This is a genomic window from Granulicella paludicola, assembly GCF_025685545.1.
Classification (GTDB): Bacteria; Acidobacteriota; Terriglobia; order Terriglobales; family Acidobacteriaceae; genus Granulicella; species Granulicella paludicola.
Genome location: NZ_JAGSYC010000021.1, coordinates 360,371 through 380,634 on the forward strand (window position 1 = coordinate 360,371; position 20,264 = coordinate 380,634).

13 protein-coding genes are annotated in these 20,264 nt (G+C 55.8%); 6 read left to right on the plus strand and 7 right to left on the minus strand.

The genetic code is table 11. The annotated features are described in order from the left end of the window. Nucleotides 1-251: 251 nt before the first annotated feature. The 4 genes from OHL14_RS06045 (at nt 252) to OHL14_RS06060 (ending at nt 4,679) form a co-directional block, all read left to right on the plus strand. Nucleotides 252-1,025 (plus strand): hypothetical protein, encoded by a 774-nt coding sequence (locus tag OHL14_RS06045; RefSeq protein ID WP_263378426.1) that lies wholly within the window; start codon nt 252-254, stop codon nt 1,023-1,025. Nucleotides 1,026-1,322: 297 nt separating this feature from the next. Then, complete coding sequence (locus OHL14_RS06050; RefSeq protein ID WP_263378427.1) at nt 1,323-2,930, plus strand: hypothetical protein; 1,608 nt, start codon at nt 1,323-1,325, stop codon at nt 2,928-2,930. Nucleotides 2,931-3,232: 302 nt separating this feature from the next. Further along, nucleotides 3,233-3,799 carry a TetR/AcrR family transcriptional regulator gene (locus OHL14_RS06055; protein WP_263378428.1) on the plus strand — a complete coding sequence of 189 codons (567 nt, stop codon included), beginning with the start codon at nt 3,233-3,235 and terminating at the stop codon, nt 3,797-3,799. A 91-nt stretch (nt 3,800-3,890) separates the two neighbouring features. After that, nucleotides 3,891-4,679 carry an SDR family oxidoreductase gene (locus OHL14_RS06060; RefSeq protein WP_263378429.1) on the plus strand — a complete coding sequence of 263 codons (789 nt, stop codon included), beginning with the start codon at nt 3,891-3,893 and terminating at the stop codon, nt 4,677-4,679. A gap of 228 nt (nt 4,680-4,907) precedes the next feature. Here OHL14_RS06060 and OHL14_RS06065 read toward each other — a convergent pair whose 3' ends face one another. After that, a complete protein-coding gene (locus OHL14_RS06065) occupies nt 4,908-5,678 on the minus strand; it encodes an SDR family NAD(P)-dependent oxidoreductase (RefSeq protein ID WP_263378430.1) in 771 nt (256 codons plus the stop codon). A 101-nt stretch (nt 5,679-5,779) separates the two neighbouring features. Here OHL14_RS06065 and OHL14_RS06070 point away from each other — a divergent pair, with 101 nt between their 5' ends. Beyond that, the gene (locus tag OHL14_RS06070; protein ID WP_263378431.1) at nt 5,780-6,721 is read left to right on the plus strand and encodes an AraC family transcriptional regulator; all 942 of its coding nucleotides are present in this window, start codon (nt 5,780-5,782) and stop codon (nt 6,719-6,721) included. Nucleotides 6,722-7,006: 285 nt separating this feature from the next. Here OHL14_RS06070 and OHL14_RS06075 read toward each other — a convergent pair whose 3' ends face one another. Continuing rightward, nucleotides 7,007-11,590 carry an NACHT domain-containing protein gene (locus OHL14_RS06075; protein ID WP_263378432.1) on the minus strand — a complete coding sequence of 1,528 codons (4,584 nt, stop codon included), beginning with the start codon at nt 11,588-11,590 and terminating at the stop codon, nt 7,007-7,009. A 121-nt stretch (nt 11,591-11,711) separates the two neighbouring features. Between OHL14_RS06075 and OHL14_RS06080 the strand changes: the two genes are divergently transcribed. Continuing rightward, on the plus strand, nt 11,712-14,801 hold the full coding sequence (locus OHL14_RS06080) for a hypothetical protein (protein WP_263378433.1): 3,090 nt from the start codon (nt 11,712-11,714) through the stop codon (nt 14,799-14,801). Between the two features lie 141 nt (nt 14,802-14,942). On the opposite strand, the gene OHL14_RS06085 is transcribed toward OHL14_RS06080, so the two are convergent. The 5 genes from OHL14_RS06085 to OHL14_RS06105 all read right to left on the minus strand — a co-directional run bounded on the left by OHL14_RS06085 (nt 14,943) and on the right by OHL14_RS06105 (nt 20,153). Continuing rightward, nucleotides 14,943-16,193 (minus strand): type II toxin-antitoxin system HipA family toxin, encoded by a 1,251-nt coding sequence (locus OHL14_RS06085; RefSeq protein WP_263378434.1) that lies wholly within the window; start codon nt 16,191-16,193, stop codon nt 14,943-14,945. Beyond that, on the minus strand, nt 16,193-16,555 hold the full coding sequence (locus tag OHL14_RS06090; protein ID WP_263378435.1) for a helix-turn-helix domain-containing protein: 363 nt from the start codon (nt 16,553-16,555) through the stop codon (nt 16,193-16,195). The genes OHL14_RS06085 and OHL14_RS06090 overlap by 1 nt, the downstream gene beginning before the upstream one ends. A gap of 87 nt (nt 16,556-16,642) precedes the next feature. Next, on the minus strand, nt 16,643-17,887 hold the full coding sequence (locus OHL14_RS06095; RefSeq protein ID WP_263378436.1) for a type II toxin-antitoxin system HipA family toxin: 1,245 nt from the start codon (nt 17,885-17,887) through the stop codon (nt 16,643-16,645). Nucleotides 17,888-17,902: 15 nt separating this feature from the next. Further along, nucleotides 17,903-19,072 carry a Fic family protein gene (locus OHL14_RS06100; protein ID WP_263378437.1) on the minus strand — a complete coding sequence of 390 codons (1,170 nt, stop codon included), beginning with the start codon at nt 19,070-19,072 and terminating at the stop codon, nt 17,903-17,905. A gap of 355 nt (nt 19,073-19,427) precedes the next feature. After that, on the minus strand, nt 19,428-20,153 hold the full coding sequence (locus OHL14_RS06105; RefSeq protein ID WP_263378438.1) for an ArdC-like ssDNA-binding domain-containing protein: 726 nt from the start codon (nt 20,151-20,153) through the stop codon (nt 19,428-19,430). Nucleotides 20,154-20,264: the final 111 nt, after the last annotated feature.

Sequence of the window (20,264 nt, forward strand, 5' to 3'; positions counted from 1 at the left end):
GGTGTGACGGTAAGGTTCCATGCGGTCCTGTGAGGGGCTATTTTGGCAGTTTGGACATAGTGTTGGGCATAGTCAGCCGCAACGGATTCCCGGCGGACTTGCCTATGTCCAAAACATCCGCCAATGCAAGACTTCGCTGTTTCGCTCCTCAGACGCCACCGGATACGCTCCATTGGTGGCCAATTTTCCCGATGACCAGCAGCGGAAAGAGCCCCGGGAGGCCAACCTCTCTTCTCTTAAAATTGGACATCATGTTGAATGCTGATCTCATACCAGGTCAAGAATACGCGTTTCGCGAGAAGCGAATCCTGGGCAGTCCGCTGCACCGCGTCAAGCTCTTGGAACACGTTCGGGGACGTAAATGGCGAGCCAAATGGATCAAGCCCCATCCCAATCTTATCGACTATCTTTCCACCGAACAGGTCATCGTGCCATGGAAAGACCAAGCAGCGTTTCTGAAGGAAGAGCGTGACCGGGAATCCATGCGGAGGCACAATTTGAAACTGGGTTTTAGTGCCTCATCACCGATCTCCGAGGCAATTGAAAGCGTGATTGACAGTGTCGGTGATGAAGTTCATTTCAACAACGGGGACCTTTCAGGTACCCGAGATCAGCTTGAGAGATTGAAGGGGCGAGCACGGCTAGAGAACCTTCAGCTCGATGAGATTTATCCCCGCTACTTGGATCGTCAAGGACGCCTGCACTTACCCTTTGAGACCGCTCTCGAACTAGCTCGGGCTTTTTGTATGACGGAGCCCGGCACCCCGCTCACAAATGTAGAGGCTACAGAACGCAATTGGTCTCTTACCGCTACTCGACCGAACGGCGAATACATCATTCCACTGTTGAACCATCACAGGGCATCGTGGGCGCTTATACGGCAATGGTGTGGGCAGGATGCGGCTATCGCTGCTAGGGAGAATCGAATCGCAGAATTGGAAAGGCTGGTCTGGGATGCTGTATATGTACTCCAGAAAGCCGGTTTAGACGGCGAAGCAAACAAGCTTCGCCGAACTGTATCATGAGCTTTCATCAGGTCGCTTCTACGTTATTATCTCAAGCCAATTCGGAACAGCCACCTTCTCGTCGTGGATCGCAAATGACGAGATCGGCGTTTCCCGTCACCAATCCTGCCTACACCACTTCCGAAAGACTCAATGAGTGCATCGGCCTGTTATCGCCATCTCTGGGTGGTTGTCAGAACGTCGGATTCCCGCGGTTGGCACCTGCGTAGGTTCCATCAACCCCACAGGTGAGGGTCGCCGCTACAATCGTGGCTGGATCATTCCCAAAAATGGTTACGTGCAGAGAGGGACTAATCAGTGCCGGAAGACCGAGGGAAACGAGTATCGTTCGCGCAACAAGTTGGGGAGGAAGGTGAGACCTTCTTCGCGCATTGGGCCACGAAGCATCGGCTGACCTTGAGCAAGCCTGTTAGAGACATCGGTCTGGACTATCTCTGCCAAGTTCTGGCACCGGTCAAAGGATCGAAATCGCTCGAAGGAACCGGGTCGGTACTTGGCGCCCAATGCAAGGCTGTGGCGAAGAGCAAGCATCCGCGAATCATCCTCGAACGGATCGACGCAGTGGATATCTTGCGCCAGAATCAGGCCACTTGCCTGTTTGGCGTGCAGCTTGATACCGGGAAAGTCTTCTTTCTGTTCCTCGATTTCTGGTTGATGGACAAGTTGAAGGCCTTTCTGGATGGAACGAACGCCACTCTGACGATCCCCTATTCAGATCTCTACACGGGAACCAAAGTGTTTCTCGAGCAGCTCGCCCCGTTTATCAATCCCTTTGTTCAAAACCGCTTGCGACTGCACCGCGAGAACCAGCGGCTCCGAAGAGCAATTCCTGGGTCAGTGTTCTCTCTCCGCTCTTCCAATACGGAATCCATCGCACACGTTCAGGTGCCTCGCCTTACGCAGGCATACGTTATTGACCCTGGCGCCTCCGTTTCCGCAAGGCTGCAGATATTTGAGCGCGGGTATATCGACCCGAATACCCAAGGGGTCTCTTTGCATCCAGAGATCGAGCGGCTTCTCAGACAAACAGATAGCCGGGCTTTACTCCTGCAGGGCATCGTCGGCGCTTTCGTCACGGTACGGATTCAAGCTGGTGACCAGGAAGCGTCCGCTGAGTTCGAGGTCCGTCTCTTCGATGACGAAACATCATTCGTGCACAAGGCCGGGTTGCGTTTGACCTTCTCCGCCGCCCGGAAGGACTCGAGAGGCTACATTCATCAGTTCGAATTCAACCTCTTTGATCCTGACGAGCCATTCAGCTGGGACTCAAATGCCGTGGAGTTCTTCGCGCTTTTCAAGCCGGACGCCAAAATCATTCTTCCTTCCGGCAGTGAATTCCCTCTCAAGATGTTTGGTCAATCGGTCGAACAATTCGGATTCGCGATCGAAACGTTCAAGAAGATCGATGAAGGACTTGAAACCGACAGTAGCTTTGCTCTGGTCGACCTGAAAGACGAAGAGGTCGCCAATTCGCTGAATTTCTTCAATGCCTTCTTCTTCGAGAACATAACGGCCGACCAGATGGTGCAGGCTTTCCTCTTCGGGCCCGCGGCTGATATGCGGCCCGAAGACTTAGTGACGGAGCGCGTGGATATTCGACTTCCCATTGCTGTGAACTGGAAAAGCACAGGAGCTGTAGTGTGGATTGACGGTGAGGCGGACGCCTTTTTGTTCGACAAGAAGCTTTGTGGGTTCAGGCTCTTGCAACAGAACGGGTGGTCCGTTTTGAAGCGCGAGCGGTTCGAAAAGTCTGTTCATCCTGAGGCATGGTTCTATGAGGACTGGCCCCCGATTCCGATCGCCGCTCTCAAAGTTGGTGTCACCAACTTCACTCACGAAGGCCGTAGACTCCCCTTCGAAGCCGAAATCTCACGTCGGCCCAACCCGGATCTTGAGCAGGACTGATCGACTACGCCGACAAGCTGGCTTACCGAACCTCAGAACTGGGTCCGAGAGTAACCCTCTGTTGTGGTCTGCCTCGATTAGCTGTCCGACTCACGTCGAGGGTTTACCGAATTCACGATGGCTAGTTCCTATATTGGGATGCGATCCGTCTTCAATGAGCGCATTGGCCTGTTCTCGCCAACTGAGAACGCCTCGCGGATTGCTTCCGAGAAGCCGACTGAACCAGTACCAATCGTTCACCATGCGGTCTCCAGACCCTGCCGTTATTGACTGTCTAGACACTTACGTAGTACATTCCATTTATGCCGAGGCCTCGCAGTGACGACAAGCGGAACCGAATTCTCGATGCGGCAACGCGCGTCATTGTCACCCAGGGACTTAGCGCACCCACGATGGGCATAGCTAAAGAAGCTGGCATTGCGAACGGCTCCCTTTTTACCTATTTCGAAACCAAGTCGGAGCTTTTCAATCAGCTGTACCTTGAGCTGAAGCAGGAGATGGCATCAGTGGCCATGAAGGACTTCCCGACAGAAGCTGATCTTCAAGATCAGTTCTTCCACATCTGGCGAAATTGGGGTACTTGGGCGCTTCACTCTCCTGAGAAAAGGAAAGCACTCGCCCAACTTACCGTGTCGGACGAAATTACGTCAGAGACCCGGATCGCAGGGCACAGGCTGATGTCTGCCATAGGTGAACTGCTGGAACGCGTCCGCAGCGCCGGGCCCATGCGTAAGGTCCCCATGAGCTTTGTTATCACGCTCATGAACTCGGTTGCGGACGCAACGATGGATCAAATGATTCAAGATCCGAAGCATGCAAAAAACCACTGCAAAAACGGGGTGGAAGCTTTATGGAGAATGCTCGCTTAACCGTTGCGTTTGTACATGACTGTCCAGACAGATTACTAAAATTTAGCAACTTCACGAACGATAGACACCATGTAGCGACTGGAGGGATTCCATGAAAATGTCCAAGAATACGGTATTGATCACCGGTGGCACCAGCGGCATCGGTCACGCTCTCGCTGCCCTCTTCCTCAAGCGTGGGAATACAGTTCTCATCACTGGAAGGACAGAAGAGAATTTGGCTATAGCTCGCCAGTCACTGCCTGGCGTTCACACTTATCGCAGCGATGTGAGTAATCCCGCAGCGATCAGGCAGCTCTATGCGGACGTGGCCCACGCGTTCCCAGATATCAATATCCTCATCAATAACGCAGGGATTGGTTTGAAGCGTAACTTGAACGACCCGACAGTCCCGCTTGAGGATCTGAACAGAGAAATCGAGACGAACCTGACAGGTCCCATTCAGATGATTCAGCAGTTCCTGCCCCTGCTGAAACGCCAGCAAACTGCTGCGATCGTGAACGTCAGTTCGGGACTCGCGTTTGTTCCCTTGGCGGTGAAGCCGATCTACTGCGCAACCAAGTCGGCCATGCACTCGTACACGCAGTCTCTTCGTGTGCAGTTGAAACACTCGTCGGTCAAGGTCATTGAGCTTGCGCCACCGGCGGTGAAGACCAACTTCAACAAAGGGCAGGAGGAATTGAATTCATCCTCAGCCATGGACGTGAACAAATTCGCCCAGGAGTCGATGCGCGGCTTGGAGAAAGGGAGGCAAGAGATACTCCCGGGGTTAAGCCGCATGGCGCGCCTGATAGGGCGCTTGGCCCCTCACGCAGTCTTTATGAAGGCTGAAGCCGAGCAAATGGTAGGGGAAGGAGAAAGGCTCTCATCAAGCACGCGTTAGTACGCCGCAGACGATTCGTACTGACAAACGCCCCTCTCGTCAGCCGGTGATCTCGATGAATGCATAATCGCCGAATCACGCTTCGAGGCGGAGTCGGCCTGGAAATGCGCGTTGGCCTGATGTCACCAGTCCACATCTGGTTCTGCAAATCCAAGCTGACTTCCCGCTATCAATGAACTTGATCCGGCCTTCATGTACATTCTCCCGTGCCGCAGCGCTGCGAGGACGCTACATCATCACGCCGCCGTTCACCTCGATGCGCTGCCCATTGACCCAGCCGTTCTCGTCAGAGAGCAACGCAGTGATTGCGGGTCCAATGTCGTCCGGCCCAGCCACGCGACCGAGCGCCGTGTGACTTGCGACCAGCTTGTTTACCTCGGGATTGTCGCGCACGATGCCGCCGCTAAAGTCCGTTGCAACTGCGCCCGGCGCGATGACATTAACCGTGATGCGGCGCGGGCCGAGCTCCGTCGCCATGTGTCGCGAAAGGACGTCTACGGCTCCCTTCATGGAGGCATAAGCTGCTCCTCCGCGACTCGAAAGGCGCGTGCGGGTGGTCGAAATATTCACAATCCGGCCACCATCTTTCATGAGCGGCAGCAGCTTCTGTATCAGAAACAAGACGCCCTTGAAATGGACGTTGTAGATGCTATCCATCTCTTCTTCGGTGACACTCTCCAAGGGCATGTTGCGATGATTGTTGCCCGCGTTGTTGACCAGGTAGTCGAAGCGCTCCGACCCTATTTCGGCGAGCACTCCGCGCACGCTTTCAGTGAAAGCCTCGAATTCACCGACTTTCCCCGTGTCGAGAGGGAGAGCAGAAGCCTGGACGCCAAACGACCTCGCTGTAGCGACGACAGCATCCGCATCCTCGCGATGACTGTGATATGTAAAGATCACGTTCACTCCGCGACGTGCGAGACTTTCCACGGTGCTGCGACCGATGCCTCGGCTTCCTCCAGAAACAATAGCGATCTTTCCCTGTTGATCCTGTGACATGCTTCCTCCTGATCCTCTTCCAAACTAAGCCGCCGAAGAGCGAGGCGGAATGGCTTGGTTTCGCAATTTCTTGCCTGTTCCTCTCACGTACACTGGTCTCCATGGGTGCCGCGAAGAGCAGGAGAGCGCGAAGTCTCGACGACCTGGCGCAGGCGCTGCGCCGCTACACCGACTCGTGCGCAACGACGAACCCCTACCCGACCGCCATCGAGGGCTTCTTGATCCTTCGTTCCGATCAGCCGAAGCTTCCCACCTACCGGCTCTTCCAGCCTGCTCTTTGCATCGCGATACAAGGGAGCAAGTGGGCCACTTTTGGCGACTTTCGGTACGAGTACAAAGCCGGCCAAGCGATGGTTGTCACAGTTGAGATGCCGTCACGCGGCGCTGTCTCTGAGGCAAACCCCGGCGAACCCTTTCTAGGCTTTGTGCTTGTTCTCGATCTCGCTGTTCTGCGTGAACTCGCAGAACAGATGTCCTCGCAGCCAAAGAGCCAGACACAAGCTTCGTCGGCCTCTCCTGCGGGTGTCTGCGTCGTCGATCTCAGTGCGGAGGGGCTGGATTGCCTATGCAGAGCCATGCGTATGCTTGAGACGCCCGCCGCCATCCCGCTTCTCTATCCTGGGCTGTACCGTGAGCTGCTTTATTGGTTGCTAACGGGCTCCGGCGGAGGACAGCTCCTCCACACAGTCGTAGCATCCAGCCGCGAGAACCGGTTGATCGCCGCGATTCACGAGCTGAAGACACGCTTTGCCGAACCGGTGCGGGTCGACGAACTGGCCGCAATCGCGTGTATGAGTTCTGCAACCTTCCATCGTCACTTCAAAGCGACAACAGGGATGAGTCCTCTGCAATACCAAAAGGAGCTACGCCTCCTGGCGGCTCGGCGGCTCATGCTCGAAAACGCTTCAAACGTCGAGACAGTCGCAACAGAAGTAGGCTACGAAAGCGCACCACAGTTCACCCGCGAGTATGCACGGATGTTTGGCCGCCCGCCACGCCGCGACGTACGTGCGTTGACAGATTTCGTGGCCGAGTCCTTCTAACAACCACTGCGCAAATATCGATACGCGCTCTTCTCGGCGAGTGCATCATCGCCGATGCACTCACCGGATGCTCGTTGCTCCTGATAAGTCGGCGTCTCGTCAGTAAAGCCAAATGACGAGAACGGCGTTTCGGGACTTGAGGACGGCTCAGCATCACTTCGCCAGCTGAGAATATGCGAAACGGACCTATAGTTTCGCCTCTAGGCGGAGAACCGCATGCAATGATCACGCGTGCAGTTCGATGATCGTGCGGAGCCCACAACGCGCCGTGAGCAGCTCGCCTCTTCAGCAAAATGGAGGCCACACATCGGAACTTGGGAACAAAGGATTCCGAGACTCCCCATTTGGGCGTCCGCGCTCCAGTCGCCAGATCTCGATCATTTCGAGCAACCACTTTGCCCCTGCCTGCGACGGCTCTGGCTTCGATGCCATCTCGACAATGCGCTTTCGAATGTTGTTCACCGCACGAGGTGACAGGTTATAGCTGTTACTCATTCCGGTTATTGGGAGGTGATGAACGAACATCTCCTCGAAACGCTGCCTGAGTCGATACATCGTGTGCCCGTCGATGCCCTGAATGCCGAGTGCTCCTAGGCACAGAAGAAGGCTTTCCTCCATGCCCGTCTGCAACAAAGCCTGCACGAGCAAGCTAAGGCTGTCCGAAGACAGTTTCGTCGAGTCCAGCCTCAAGATCTCGTCGCGAAAAGTGGGATCTTCCATGTAGATCTTCGAGAGGTGAGCAACGGCCCGATTCGGATGACCCCAATCTACTTTCTTTTGCGGCTGTGTGAGCAGCCCAATGAGCGTCTGGTGGCTGGCCGATGGATCGAGCAACATTGCAGCGTCAAGCAATGATGCTTGGAGCTGATCGTGGGCTGGTGAAGTTGCGATTGCCTGGATGAGGACCTGCAGCACTGGAGCGAAGCCGCTATGGCAGGCGCGCGCGATAAAGGTACGAAGAGCTGATAGATTGACTCGTTGTTGAAGGAACCCTGTCTGGATGGTCGCAAGGCCACGCTCAGGGGCGTCGGTGAAAAGCAAAAGAGAGAATGCGCGCGCAGCCCGGTCATGTTCCTGGCCGTTCCAGATCTCTTTCTGGAAGTGAGAAAAAACCGGTTCGAGCACGCGCTCGGTGAGTTCGTAGGGAAGGGTGACGCCGCCAAGGAGCAAAGCCTCCAACGCGTCGACGCGCTGGGATCCGTCATGTAGCCATTTCTGTTTCGGAGCATCGACAAACGCGTCGAAGACGAGACCCGATGATCGAACCGAGTCGAGCTGCGCGAGGAACACAGCAAGCAACTTGCGTTGATCGGCCCGACCGCTCGCCGACGCGGCGTCACCTTCGCGCAATTCGCAATCGCGAGATCGGAGAAGCTCTGCGAACTCTTGGCGCCGTGGCTCCCAAAACGGATGATCGGGGCTCTTGCTACGGAAGAGTGCCGCATCCTTTGGTCGGGACGTGTAGTGGCGCGACCAGATTCCAGGCGGAATTCTCTCCTTCAGAGATAGCTGGAAAAGCCCCCAGATCACATGCTCCTCATACTCCGGCACCCGAAGCCACCGCAATAGCACGTCCCACGCGGCAGCAGGTGCCAGTCGGATGATGGACGTCACGTGCCAAACAGCCCAGCTCATCGATGAGCTCTGAGCCTCTTTGCTTCGCGGGGCCGTGGTGCGTGCAAGTCGTCCACTCCGTACCCGTTCAGCATCGGCTCGCGCAACATCTTCCAGGATCGGAAGATCGTTCGCCGATCCGACTTCTGCGAGCAAAAGGTTGAAGTGTCCCTTCAGGCTGCCGTCATAGTCTTCAGCTGCAAGGAGTGTTGCTCTCGACTCTACGAGGTAGGCATAAAGCGCCTTTGAGCTCTGTTCGGATCGTGCAGCCCGTTCGTCGCCCGCTCTGGGGCCCGTGGTGTAGCAAATATCGCAAATGAACTGGAGCCCAATGGGTCCGTCGACTTTCTTTGCAGCCAGAAGGATTCCGGAAACAAGCGCGTCCGAATCCATTCCGCGCAACACATCCTGGATCTGGCGGTGCAACTCTACATCGGTCTTCAAACTGACATCATGCCAGTTACCACGGACGATCGAGTCCAGTTGGAGCAAGCGATGGAACAACTCGGCCGCGACCTCACACCCTCCAAACGTTCTCAGAAGATGAGCGTCGTGGTCTTGGTAAATATTTGCGGATGGTCTCGTGCAGACTCTTTCCACTTGCTCGGATAGGTCGGAATGAGGAACCTCTCCGAGCATGTCTTTCCACCGGCCCGCGTTTAGGCTGTGCGACCATACTTTTTCTTTGAGCCACCTTTTCGCCCAAGCGGTCTCATCTTCAGCGAGACGCTCGAGAAGCAACTGCAGTTGCTCTGGGTCCACAGTTTTCAGGTCTTCTGCGGGCACGCCATCAAGTAACGTGCGGACCTCTGGGAGAGCATTTGTGGGCTCGATAGCTTCGGCCTTTTCAAAGGCTCGAATACGCGTCCGCAGGGGCAGCTGATGGTTTCGGAACTGTCGAAGAAGCAGCTCCATCACGCGCGGATGCGCAGGTGTAGGAATATATGAGGCCGGAAGGTCGTCCACCAGCTGCGCGAAATGATCCTCTGGAAGTGTGCGAAGAAGTCCCTCCAGATCCCGCTCCGTACCGTTCCACGACAGAGTTGAGACGCCAATCCGCTGAACGGACGGACTCGGATCGTCCATCGCCGCCTTCGTTACCCCTTCAGGAGGGCGCCGAGAATGCATGAATGTGGAGTAGAAGTCGATCCTCGCGTCATCGCTCCAGGCCGAAACGATCTCCTGCCAGCGAGGTCCTAAGGTGCTGAGATGGAAGCCGCGAGAGTGGTCATACGAAGCTAAGCGCTCCTGCCGATCCGGAGACGTGAACAACGGGATCAGGACGTCCGCAAATTCATGCTGTCCCGTGGCGAGCATCCCGTGTAGCCCGAGACTTTTGCAGGTTTGATTGGGGCAGCTGTACATCTGCCTGAGGCGCGATGCCACAGGCGGTCCAACGCGTTCCCAAAGACTGGCGCCACAGCCGTACGACAACTCGGCTGCAAATAGAGCGTCGACTTTTATGGCTCCCTGGATCAGGGCTTCCGCGCAAGCTTGGTTATTCGGCCCCGCCCTTCTCCCAAGCATTTCCGCCATCATCAAAAGCGGCTCGGTCCAAGCGGGATCATTGATGTATGTCGCTATGAAAGAGCGGAGAGACACTTCATCGCTGTGACCCTCCTGCAGAGTGCGGAGAAGTCGTTGCGAGGCGAACAGCTCCTGAAACTGTTGGTGGAGAAACGAGAACGTCTCATCTGGATAGGATGTCGTTTCGAGAATGTGATGAGCCACCAGTTCACGGAGAACTTGTGACGGTTCGGGAAGAGTGACAATCTGACTTGCTTGCTGAAGCTTCACGCTCGAGTCATAAATCGTACGGCGGGCCTGCGCAGACGAAAGCTGCGTTGCTCCGCGGCTCGTGAGTTCACAAGCGATGTCCTCCAGATAAAAGCGCGCAAAGCCGCCAAGAGGAGGTGAGATCAAAGCTGACGAATGCTGTGTTTCCTGCTCAAACAGCTCCACCACGGCTTGCAAGATCCCGGTCTTGGTATCAGGGATTGCTTGTCCCTTATCGAAGAGAGAACCGACGTACGAGAGGATCAGGGGTGTTCGTGTGAGTTCGTCGAGAACGGAGCTTATGTCCAGCGCATCTGCCAGGATTTCGCCATTCGCTCCAAATCGGGCATGGAGGTATTTCAGTCGCTGCTTTCGTGTGACCGGACGCAGCTTGATGCGTTCGACTCGAGTGAGGGGAGGCTGGACAGGGTGCTCCCGCGTCGCGATCATGATGCCCGCCCCGGGATGATTCCGGTCAAGCTCTCTCAGGCGTGTGCTGGCAGTGGCCGACTCCGAGATATCGAGTTCGTTCCATCCATTGAGCAGAAACGCGAAATGGGTTCGATGTTCCAGAGCGGCAAGCCTGCTCGCATCGATGGTTCGCGCCCGGAATTCCGGCGCCTTGGAGATGAAATCTAGGATCGATTCGTCCTGTCGAATCCATAAAGGGAGGTCGACGAGAAAGCACAGACCTCCTGCAAGGTGCGCCTCTTCGGCCAGTTGGGTGAGTAGCGTCGTCTTTCCGGCACCAGCCGGCGCGACTGCCATGAAGCGCAGACCCGTGCGCATGGCCTCACAAAGTTGGCTCCGCGTCGAGATTTCTTCCGCGAGCCCTTCTGCTGTCCTCTGAAGCCCGAGATCGATTAGAGGAATCCCTTTCATGTGGTTGGACCACTTAGACGAAATCTCCTGATTGGCGGCACGGACAGCGACCACCAGCTCTTCTTCGCTGGCTTCCCGAGCGGGAAGCTGTATTCCCAAGTGAGTTTCACAGAGTCCGATATTTTCTGGTTTCAGAAGATCGCCAATCAAATCTTCACGCGGAATGACGGTAAGCTTGACTCCGAACTCGTTCCAGATCGCTTCGTGCCATTCGATCTCTTGCGGCTTGTGGACCTGCTGGGGAGTGGCGAAAAGCAGAACTTTCAGGTCGGGAAAGCGATCTTTTGCCTTCGTTAAATCACCCTTGATTTTGGCGAGGGTTGCCGTGTTGGAACAGGCGAGACCACGACCGTCACCATCCGGGAAGAGCTCGCCGGGGCCATATGCGTCCAGGCCGTAGTCGCTGTTCCATTCGCTGGCAATCAGTTGCGGCCACCGCCGCTGGGCTAGGATGACCGCGAGGCTCTGAAAATCAAACCCCGACCTATAGGCGGTGCGTTCCTTGAGAGCGGTAATGACTTGGGATCTCAGTAAAGTCATGCGTTCAATCGCTCGGCGCCTTTCAGAAAATCGGCCGCTTGTCCGGCCCACTGCCATGCTTTCCTGCGAGGCGATTCGGGCCGAAGCGCACGGGCTACTAGGATAGTCGAACACACTTCATGAAAGGTTCCTTCCTGCCGTTTTACTCAAGGTCGCGAAACGTAGAAGATTGACCCTGATGAATTTTCGCGATAAGCAGATTGCACCCCCGAAAAGTTGGATCGCGTTCGAGGACCTGTGCCTAGCCCTCCTCAAAGGAATCCTCAGCGATCCATTGGCAAAAAAGCACGGGAGAACCGGCCAGGCCCAAAGCGGGGTCGACGTCTATGGCAGACAAGGCGGAATCGGCTCGGCATGGATCGGGATTCAGTGCAAGGGAAAAGAGCAAAGCTACGGTGCTTTGGCAACGGAGTCGGAGTTCAAGGCTGAATTGGAGAAGGCCGAGCGATTTACACCAACGCTCACACGTTGGATATTCGCCACCACAGCTCCAAGTGACGCCAAACTTCAGCAGGTATGCAGGAGAATCGCAGACGAGCGAAGAAGCGCAGGGAAATTCGACGTAGATTTGCTCTCCTGGGACGACCTGCAACAGCTCATCGCCGCTGACTCTTCCGTATTGCGTGACTTCTACCCAGAGCATGCCTTCGATCTCTCTGCCTTAGTCCAAGGTCTCGAAACGCTGCCAGAGCGACTCCGCAGCCTCAGCATACAGACGGACAGCGCTGCTCCCGCAACCACACCCCAGGCAATCGGAGACGAGGTCTGGACGCCGGTCTCGTTCGACGAACAGCGGGATCTCGCTCCTGCTTTGATGGGTAGACCTCTCGGTCCTGCGGACGCTGCTGCGTGCCCTAAAATTCCCGAGGTTGACGTTCTACTGCAACAGCTTCGCACTGGATATTCGGCTCGACTCGTTGGGGTACCAGGTGCCGGAAAGTCCGTCTGTGCCTACCAAGTTGCGTTAGAACTCTCCAAGGAAGGATGGAACGTGTTTCGGCTCCGGAATTCCAGAAGAGATATCCCGTATCTCGCATCTGGCAAGGCCGGCCAGCGCTCCCTATATCTGGTCGACGATGCCCACCTGATGCCGGAAGCTTTGCTGCGAGGTTCGGAAGAACAAACGAGTTCGTCCGCACTCCTGCTATCAGCGCATACGGTGTCTGACTCAGCCGAGCACATCCGCGGAGCAGTCGCGCTGGATGCCGAGAGAGCAGTCGAAGCTATCGCAAAATCACTGCGCTCTACCCGCATCGACGAGACGTACAAGCTCGTTCGCGCCATCGACAATGCAATCGGTGATCACGCAGGCGACGAGCGGATTGAGACCCGCATCGACCACGCGTCAGATAAGGCAGGCTATCCTTGGCAATTCTGTTTCATCTTGGGCGGAGGGTGGCGTCGCGCCCAAACCGCCGCCGACAATGCCCGCCAAGCGAACGCCGACATCGTCCTCGCTTGTGCCGCGATCAACCAAATTGCCTCAGGCGACGCACGCGGAGACCGCTCTCAGATGACGGCTGTTCTTCGCGCAGAAGGCCTGGAGCTGCCCGAGATCAATTCCGCGATCGGATGGCTGCTCGATCAACGTCTTCTTCTGTCCGCGAATGATCTCCGGTGTCCACATCAGCGGTTTGCAGCCGTGGTGATCAAACGTCTACTTGCAGGGCAGCACATCGAGGCATGCAAATTGGTCGGTCGGCTGGTCGGGGAGGCCATCACGAATGACGCGTACTCCTTGGTTGGTATCCGAAATATCCTCCACGAGCTCGCATTCACAATCGACTATCAATGGAACTGGATCGTTCCGCAGCCGGCACTGGAACTCGTGGGCAGTAGGTGCTGGTCTGTTGAGTCACCGAAAGACCGGAATTTTGCCTGCTTCCTCTTAGCAGAGCTCGCACGCTATGTCTCCGACTGGGAAGCGGCAGCCATCGTTCCGAACCTCACCCTTCTGGCACACTGGGTTTCGGACCCGGCAGATCCAAGTGGCTACGGACTGGGGCATCTTCTCAATCACCTTAGAAACGAAGCGAAAGACACGCTTGCATCCCTTCTTAAGCTGGTGCCCCCGCGTTCGATGGCCGAAGCGATCAATCACGTCGCCGTAGATCAGTGCCACAGCTTGGCTGTTTTGCTGAAATCCCTTTCGAATCAGAAGTCACGAACGTGGGCGCAGGAAGTTGCATCTTTGCTTCGAGCGGATCGTTTGTTTGCGCTCGCAGACACCTGGCACGACATCGACCGCGTCTACGCCCTTTCGGAGCTATGCCACGCTTTAGAGTGGTTCGACGAAGACCTCGCGCTCAACTTAGTCGAACATTCACTCACTGTATTCAAGAAGGCAATGTTCGAGAATCCGACGGAATCCTTCGCTAATTTCGACCACCTCTTGATGGCGACACTGCGAGTATGGGATCCGCTCGGAGTATTCGTTGGAAAGTATCGACCTGATGCGCGCCGCATGTCGTTGGCACGGAGAATTTGCCAGGGTTTCGAAGTCAAACGGCTGGCCCGCCAACTATCAGAGGTCTCGAAACGCGACTTCCAACGCGCGGCACACATTCTCGCATTTCTGCATCGGGTCTCGCCGCGCAAATTTCGAGCGGTTGCAGGAGAGATCGATCTTGATCGAATCAACGAGGCCTTCGGGGACGAATGGCAAAACATGAAACACGATGCCGAAGTCCTGCTCGGAGTCCTCTTCACAGCAAAGAGTGCGCGCGATCAGGTCGTCAAGTTGATTGATCGAAACTCCGCTAAAATCAAGCGGTTTCCTCCACGACTGGCGCTTATGGCGCCTGAAACCGCGCTACGGTACGTCGATGGCGGGGGAACCATCGCCTTGGTCAGTTTCGATCATGTTGACTGGCACTTTGGGCCTGTTGTCCTCACCTTGTTCGCGGAACAACGCAAGGAGCTCTTCGAAACGCTCGTTCGCCCCTGCGAGAGCGCCGTAGCGGCATCACTCTCGCAAGCCCATCCAAGCTGGTATGGAGAAGCTTCTGACTTTCTCACGTTGCTTGAAACAGAGTGCCCCGAAAGCCTCCAACGCATCCTTACGTTGATGGACGTTGAGAAAGCTCGAGTTGGTTGGACTGCATGTCTCAAAGACAAAGCCGGAGCCCGACGCACGGCTTCAATCCTGGTTCAGGCTGCATATGGACGAGACGACTCCATCGGTCAGCTTGCGAGAGAACTACGATCCCATTTCCCTAGAGCTTCGACGTTCTCGCCAGCTTCGAGTAGCGACGAACGTCCAAGCTGATTCACTTCCCAAAGCCTTGGGTCTCTTACCTTGCGATGTGGCCGGTTGCATCAGCGCTAGCCTAAAAACCATGCAATTCTGCCATCACATGGCAGAATTGCATGGTTCAAGTCGCGAGGTACCTGTGACATACGTATCCTTCTATTCGAACGCCGCTGTCATAAGACTCTGTTCCACTCTGGGAATGCCAAACCTGGTGGCCTCTTTTCTCCAAGTCACCACAGCCGTCTCCACAGACTTCAGGGCTCCGTCCGCTTGAGCGGCGGAGATTCCATAAGCCTTATGCGCATCCATGGCCACTGAGACATCACAGGTGGTCTCTGTTTCGTCAATGGCGAGCGACAACTCGTTGCGGTCGACTGAGGGATTGATGTCATAGGCCGGGGAAAGACGAACGCCTTGCGCGTTGACCAAGAAGCCGTGGTTGCGCAGATGGTCGTCTGTATTGTGAATGCGAATGTTCAGAAGAACTCGACGAAACAGTTGCTCACAATCGGCCGGGGTGTTGGCACCTCTGGATTGGAGGAGATCAACCAGCTCAAGGTAGCTTGCTCCCGCTTCTCCGTCCTTGCGCTGCGTGAGAGTCATCGCTGAAACGAACGCAATACGTCCGCCTTTCGCCGTGCGATCAAACCGTTCAACAAGAAAGGTCGTGAATGCACTCTCTGCGTAATGGAGCGCTCTGGCATCTGGAACCTGAATACCTGATTTACGTGCAAGTGAATGGGCGACCAGCTCCCAAGCTCCGATGTCACGCGTGTCTTGGCGGCTCGGGAATTTGGCTATGCAGAGGGCCCCCTTTTCATCTCGGACGGAGGCCTTGGGACGCGCTCCTCCGAGAGAGCTCCCAGGGGCGATAAGCTGAGCGAGCCACTTCGCGTAGTCGGGATGTTCCTCGTCGTTCAAGTGCCGCTCAAACTGAAGGCTTGCTGCTTGCAACTCCCGCAGCGATGTCAGAGGCGGCGCGGCGAATCTTGTATCGCTATCGACGTAAGGGCCGCCTGGCAGTTTGAATCGCAGTGCGCCGAGTCGCGTTTCGTCGTGGACGCCCAACAGGAAATCCCACTCCGTCAGCGTCCGTGGACGAACTCCTTCATGACGCGCACGAGCATTCTCCCGGCGCTGCATCAGTACGCGTCCCCAGCGGTCCGGAGACGAATCGGTGAAGATGCCGAAGTTCGATCGATCCGCAGAAGGATACTGATGACCTTCGCCTAGTGTGAGGTCAGGGTCAAAGGCAAAGGCCTCCGCCTGATCAAGCCACGCTTTGGCGTACTTGAAAGAAAAGAGTTCCCCCTTACCGCTCCGCTGACAGTGGAGCGTTCCCATAAGATCTGGCTCGGCTGTTTGGCCGGCATCCAGATAGACCTCGACCGTCTCTATAGCCGCCATCAACCACGTCCTTCTGCTTTATCCAGTGCGATCTCATTCTTCGCAGCGGCGAGGCGTTTAGGGGCCCTAAGTTTGGTGGTGATTCCGGCATCTTGCAGTTTTCGACCCAGTTCATCGTCCTTGGCCAGCAGTGCCAAGTCGTCTTCCAACCTCAATACCTGCATCACTCGCGCATAGACCCCCAGCGCAACCGCCGGGTCTCCCTGCTCTACTTTGGACAGGGTGCGCCTCGTGATTCCTGCGCGTTGCGCCACGGTCTCCGCCGAGTACTTGCGTCTGAGCCGCGCGAGTTTCAGATGAGCGCCTAGACCATCGAGCAAGCGCGCAACGCGTGGTACGAGTGATGGCGTAGTCTTTCCCATAACAAGCATTATTGTACACAGCAACCTAAATTTATGAGCCTTATATTGCCTTTTATGTAGCAAAAGGCACTACGTCAAACAACGTTGCTATCGCTGAAACCGTCCTTGGCTCAGCTCACAGCGCTGCAAAATCCGCGCGGCAATCGACCTGGTTATCCCGTCGGAGTGCATTTGCGGAAGAACAGTGCGAATCTCCTCAACCATCTCAGCCACGCGACCTAATACCAGCGACTTTTCAAGTCCTGCATCCTCTGCAAGCTGTTCAAAGTTGTGGGGCCACACCTTCTCAGAGGAATACTCACCGCCAAGTTTCATCGCCATCGTTCGGCTGAGCTCGGGGTAGTAAACCGTGCTTAGGATGTCGTACAGAGGCGCGAGGCCAACGTGTGCATCATCTCTCCCAAGACCGCGATAGAGCAGTGAAAAGTTCTTCCCGTGTGCATCGTTGTTTCCCACGAGGTAGTTGAAGATTACGGCGTCAAGCAAACGCGCGAGGTCGACAGCGGGGGCGCTCGACACTTTGCGCAACAGCGCAAAGCATTGCTTGAGCGATGGTCCACCTTCATTCTGATACTTCATCTCTGAGACGATACCCAAAGCCTGACAGAAGTCCTCTTGGTGTAGTCGTTCGAAAGCTGGTTCGTGAATTGAGCCTTTGCGGCAGACGCGGTCATAGCGCTCGACGAGCAAGAAATCCATACCTTCGACGCTGCGGGCTTGCACCTTCGCGGTTGGAAGCCCTATAGCGGTTGCGAGCCGCATACAAAGCGATTCGTTCTGAACCACGCCTTCGAAGCGCTCTACAGCAGGCTTCAATACATGTGTGCTCGGCGCTCCGTCTAACGGAAGCGAGATCTCGTCACCACTAAGGCAGACAGCAACCTTGTCCTGAGCACCAGCGAGCGACTGGCGTATCCCTTCTTGTCCGGCCAGGAGAGGCCGTTTTCGCAGTTCCCTCAGAACGTCTGCAAGTTCTGACGAAGATAGCGTCCGATCGCTGTTCCGATTTTCTTGTAGGCGGTCGCCTGTAGGTACAAACGTGACGGCTCCAGCGCATTCGCCGCCGATCTCCTCAAGCATTGCGAAGTCATTTCGAGCGCTGATGCCGAGGTTACGCGCAACGACTTCGCGGTTGCTGGCCTCAGGCAGAATGCCACCGAAATATCCCCGGCATTCCTTCTGAGAGAAACGTTCTTTGCGGAGCGGTAACGATTGAGAGAGGGGAGCTGCTCCAGATCCGTCCAACCAACTCTCAACGTACTGAAAGCGCATCTGTCCGCCGGTATCTTGGCTGAGGTGCCCGACTAAATCGCTTTGCAAATAAACGTCCAAGCTCTTAAGCATTGGCTAACCTTCGGTCATTTTGGAATGCACGCGTCCCACTTCGTCAATCGTGATGCTGGGAATGTTCGACGCCGGAATATTCAGTTCGTACCGCGTGTATTTCAGTTCTCCAGAGCGAATCAACGCCCCGGCCTCAACAAGACCGGCCAAATCGCGGGTCGTCGTCGCCGGTGCTGTCTCCGCAATGGTGCTGTACTTCTTCGCGCTCATGCCGCCCGCGAATCCTTCCGGCCCCTCTCGCAACATCCTCAATAGAACTTTCTCTTGTCGTCCGTTAATGCGCCTTTTCAAACGTTCAAGCAGCTTGGCTTTGTGAATGACGAAGTCAATCTGCGCGAACGTCCGATACTGCGCCTCAAGGGCTATGGCCGAAAACCATCTGAGCCACTTCGTCACGTCGTTGGACTTGTTGGCGTCTTCAAGAGCGCGATAGTAGTCCGCATGATGAGCGAGGATTGAACGTGCTAACGCGACAATGATAGGCTGCCCAAATCCTTGGACAAGCGCCTTCTCTGCAATAGCGCGTCCAATACGTCCGTTGCCGTCTTCGAATGGATGAATAGACTCAAAGTAGAGATGGGCAATGCCTCCGCGTGTCAGTGCTGGTAAGGCAGAGTTCATTCCGGGTCCGGTACTGTTGAACCACTCAAGGAAGTTGTCCATCTCCTTACGCACGCGCGGCGAAGGCGGAGCCTCAAAATGAACTTTAGGGGCGTAGCTTGCTCCGGACACCACCTGCATCGGTTCATCACCCGTGCGGTAGCGACCAATATCGCGAAGGTCGGTGCGACCAGAGACCACCATTCGGTGCCACGAGAAAAGCTGATCCCCAGTCAGAGCCTCGTCAATTCCTCGATAGAGATCAACCACCAGCTCTGAAATCCCTTGCTCAGCCGGTTGCACCTTACGGCGATCCGAGAGAAAGCTAAGCTGTCGTTGGATCGAGGACTGAACGCTGGCACGGTTCAATATCTCCCCCTCAATTTCAGAGGTCGTCAACGCTTCAATACTCATCGCATCTACGAGAAGCTGTTGCCGAGCATCTTCATCAAGATGTTTGGCCGACCCAACCAGGATTCCCGCGCCCCGGAGAAACGCGGCTTCGGCCTTTTCGATGGTTTTCTCGTCCCAACGAAAATCCGGCCAATCGGGCTGTTGCCAGTTCCATTGCATGATTGATAGAGAGTTCTTCTATCAATCACATTACGACACTTTTATGATGTATAGCACTCCGAAATCAACATGACTGTCGGTACTGAGTCACTTCAGAAATCGGAACTTCCCTCTGAGGAGACCATAACGCTCCGTGTCGTACAGGAGTACTCAGCAAATAGAAAGTTACCGGAGGTCCAAGGGGCAGGTGCAGGAGGAGGAACTTGACTCCTGCCGCGCAGCCGGCGGGCGAAGGCCGGACCAGCGGGATGAGGGTGCAGGGAGAAGCCGAAGCGGGTTCTCCCTGCCCGCGATGGAGAAGCGGACAAGAAAGAACGACCCCGGACGAATCCGGAGTCGCATCTTTCCAGAATGCCTAGGCAGCGTTCTCGCTTTGCGGTTCGGGGGTTGTACCTTCGCCTGGCTTCTCAATGGGCGGTTCCAACGCCTTAAGGATGACGCTGGCGGTCTGCTTGATGATTTCAAGGCTCTCGGTGAGGAGTGCCGCGTTGCCGTTGTAGAGGTGGATGTGGTCGGCGGACGCCCACCCGGTATTGAGTCCAATCGTCCTGCCGACTACGAACGCGATTGCCTCGGCCTCGGTCTCACGCACGGTCTTCGTGGTCGCGGTGCGGCGCTCGGCCTTGTGCAACATCTCGTGAGAGAGTTCATGAACAAGCGTGCTGAACTCTTCGGCTTCGCCCTGTCCGGGGAGGATGGCGATTCTGCCTCCATAGCTCATCCCCAAGGCGGGAGCAATGCTCTCTTTGAACTCAAGCTGGATGCCCTGGGCGAGGATGAAATCGACTAACCGCTCCCGGAACTCGCCCACATCGCCCGTGACGCGCTCAGACAGTTCGGGAAGGTCCTTACCTTCAGTCTGCGAAACATCGAACACGTAGGCCGACCGAAAGCCAAACAAGATGGTTTGGTTCTGATCGCGATTTCCCTTTTCGGCTTCGGCGTCCTTCTTGCGGTGAACACCAATGACAGGAGCTAGGATGCGAATGCCCCGCTCTCCCTTTTTGACCTTTCGGCCGAGCTGGTTCCAAGCATGAAGTCCAGCAACGCGAGTTGCATTAGGCTTCTGCGAAGCACTCACACACTACCCATGTTTCTCTGACGATTCACTATCCTCATCATCCTCAGTTTGGCCAAGCGGTGACGCTGGTTCGGCGGGTTTCGTTTTCCGGTCAGCCTCGGGACCAGCTTC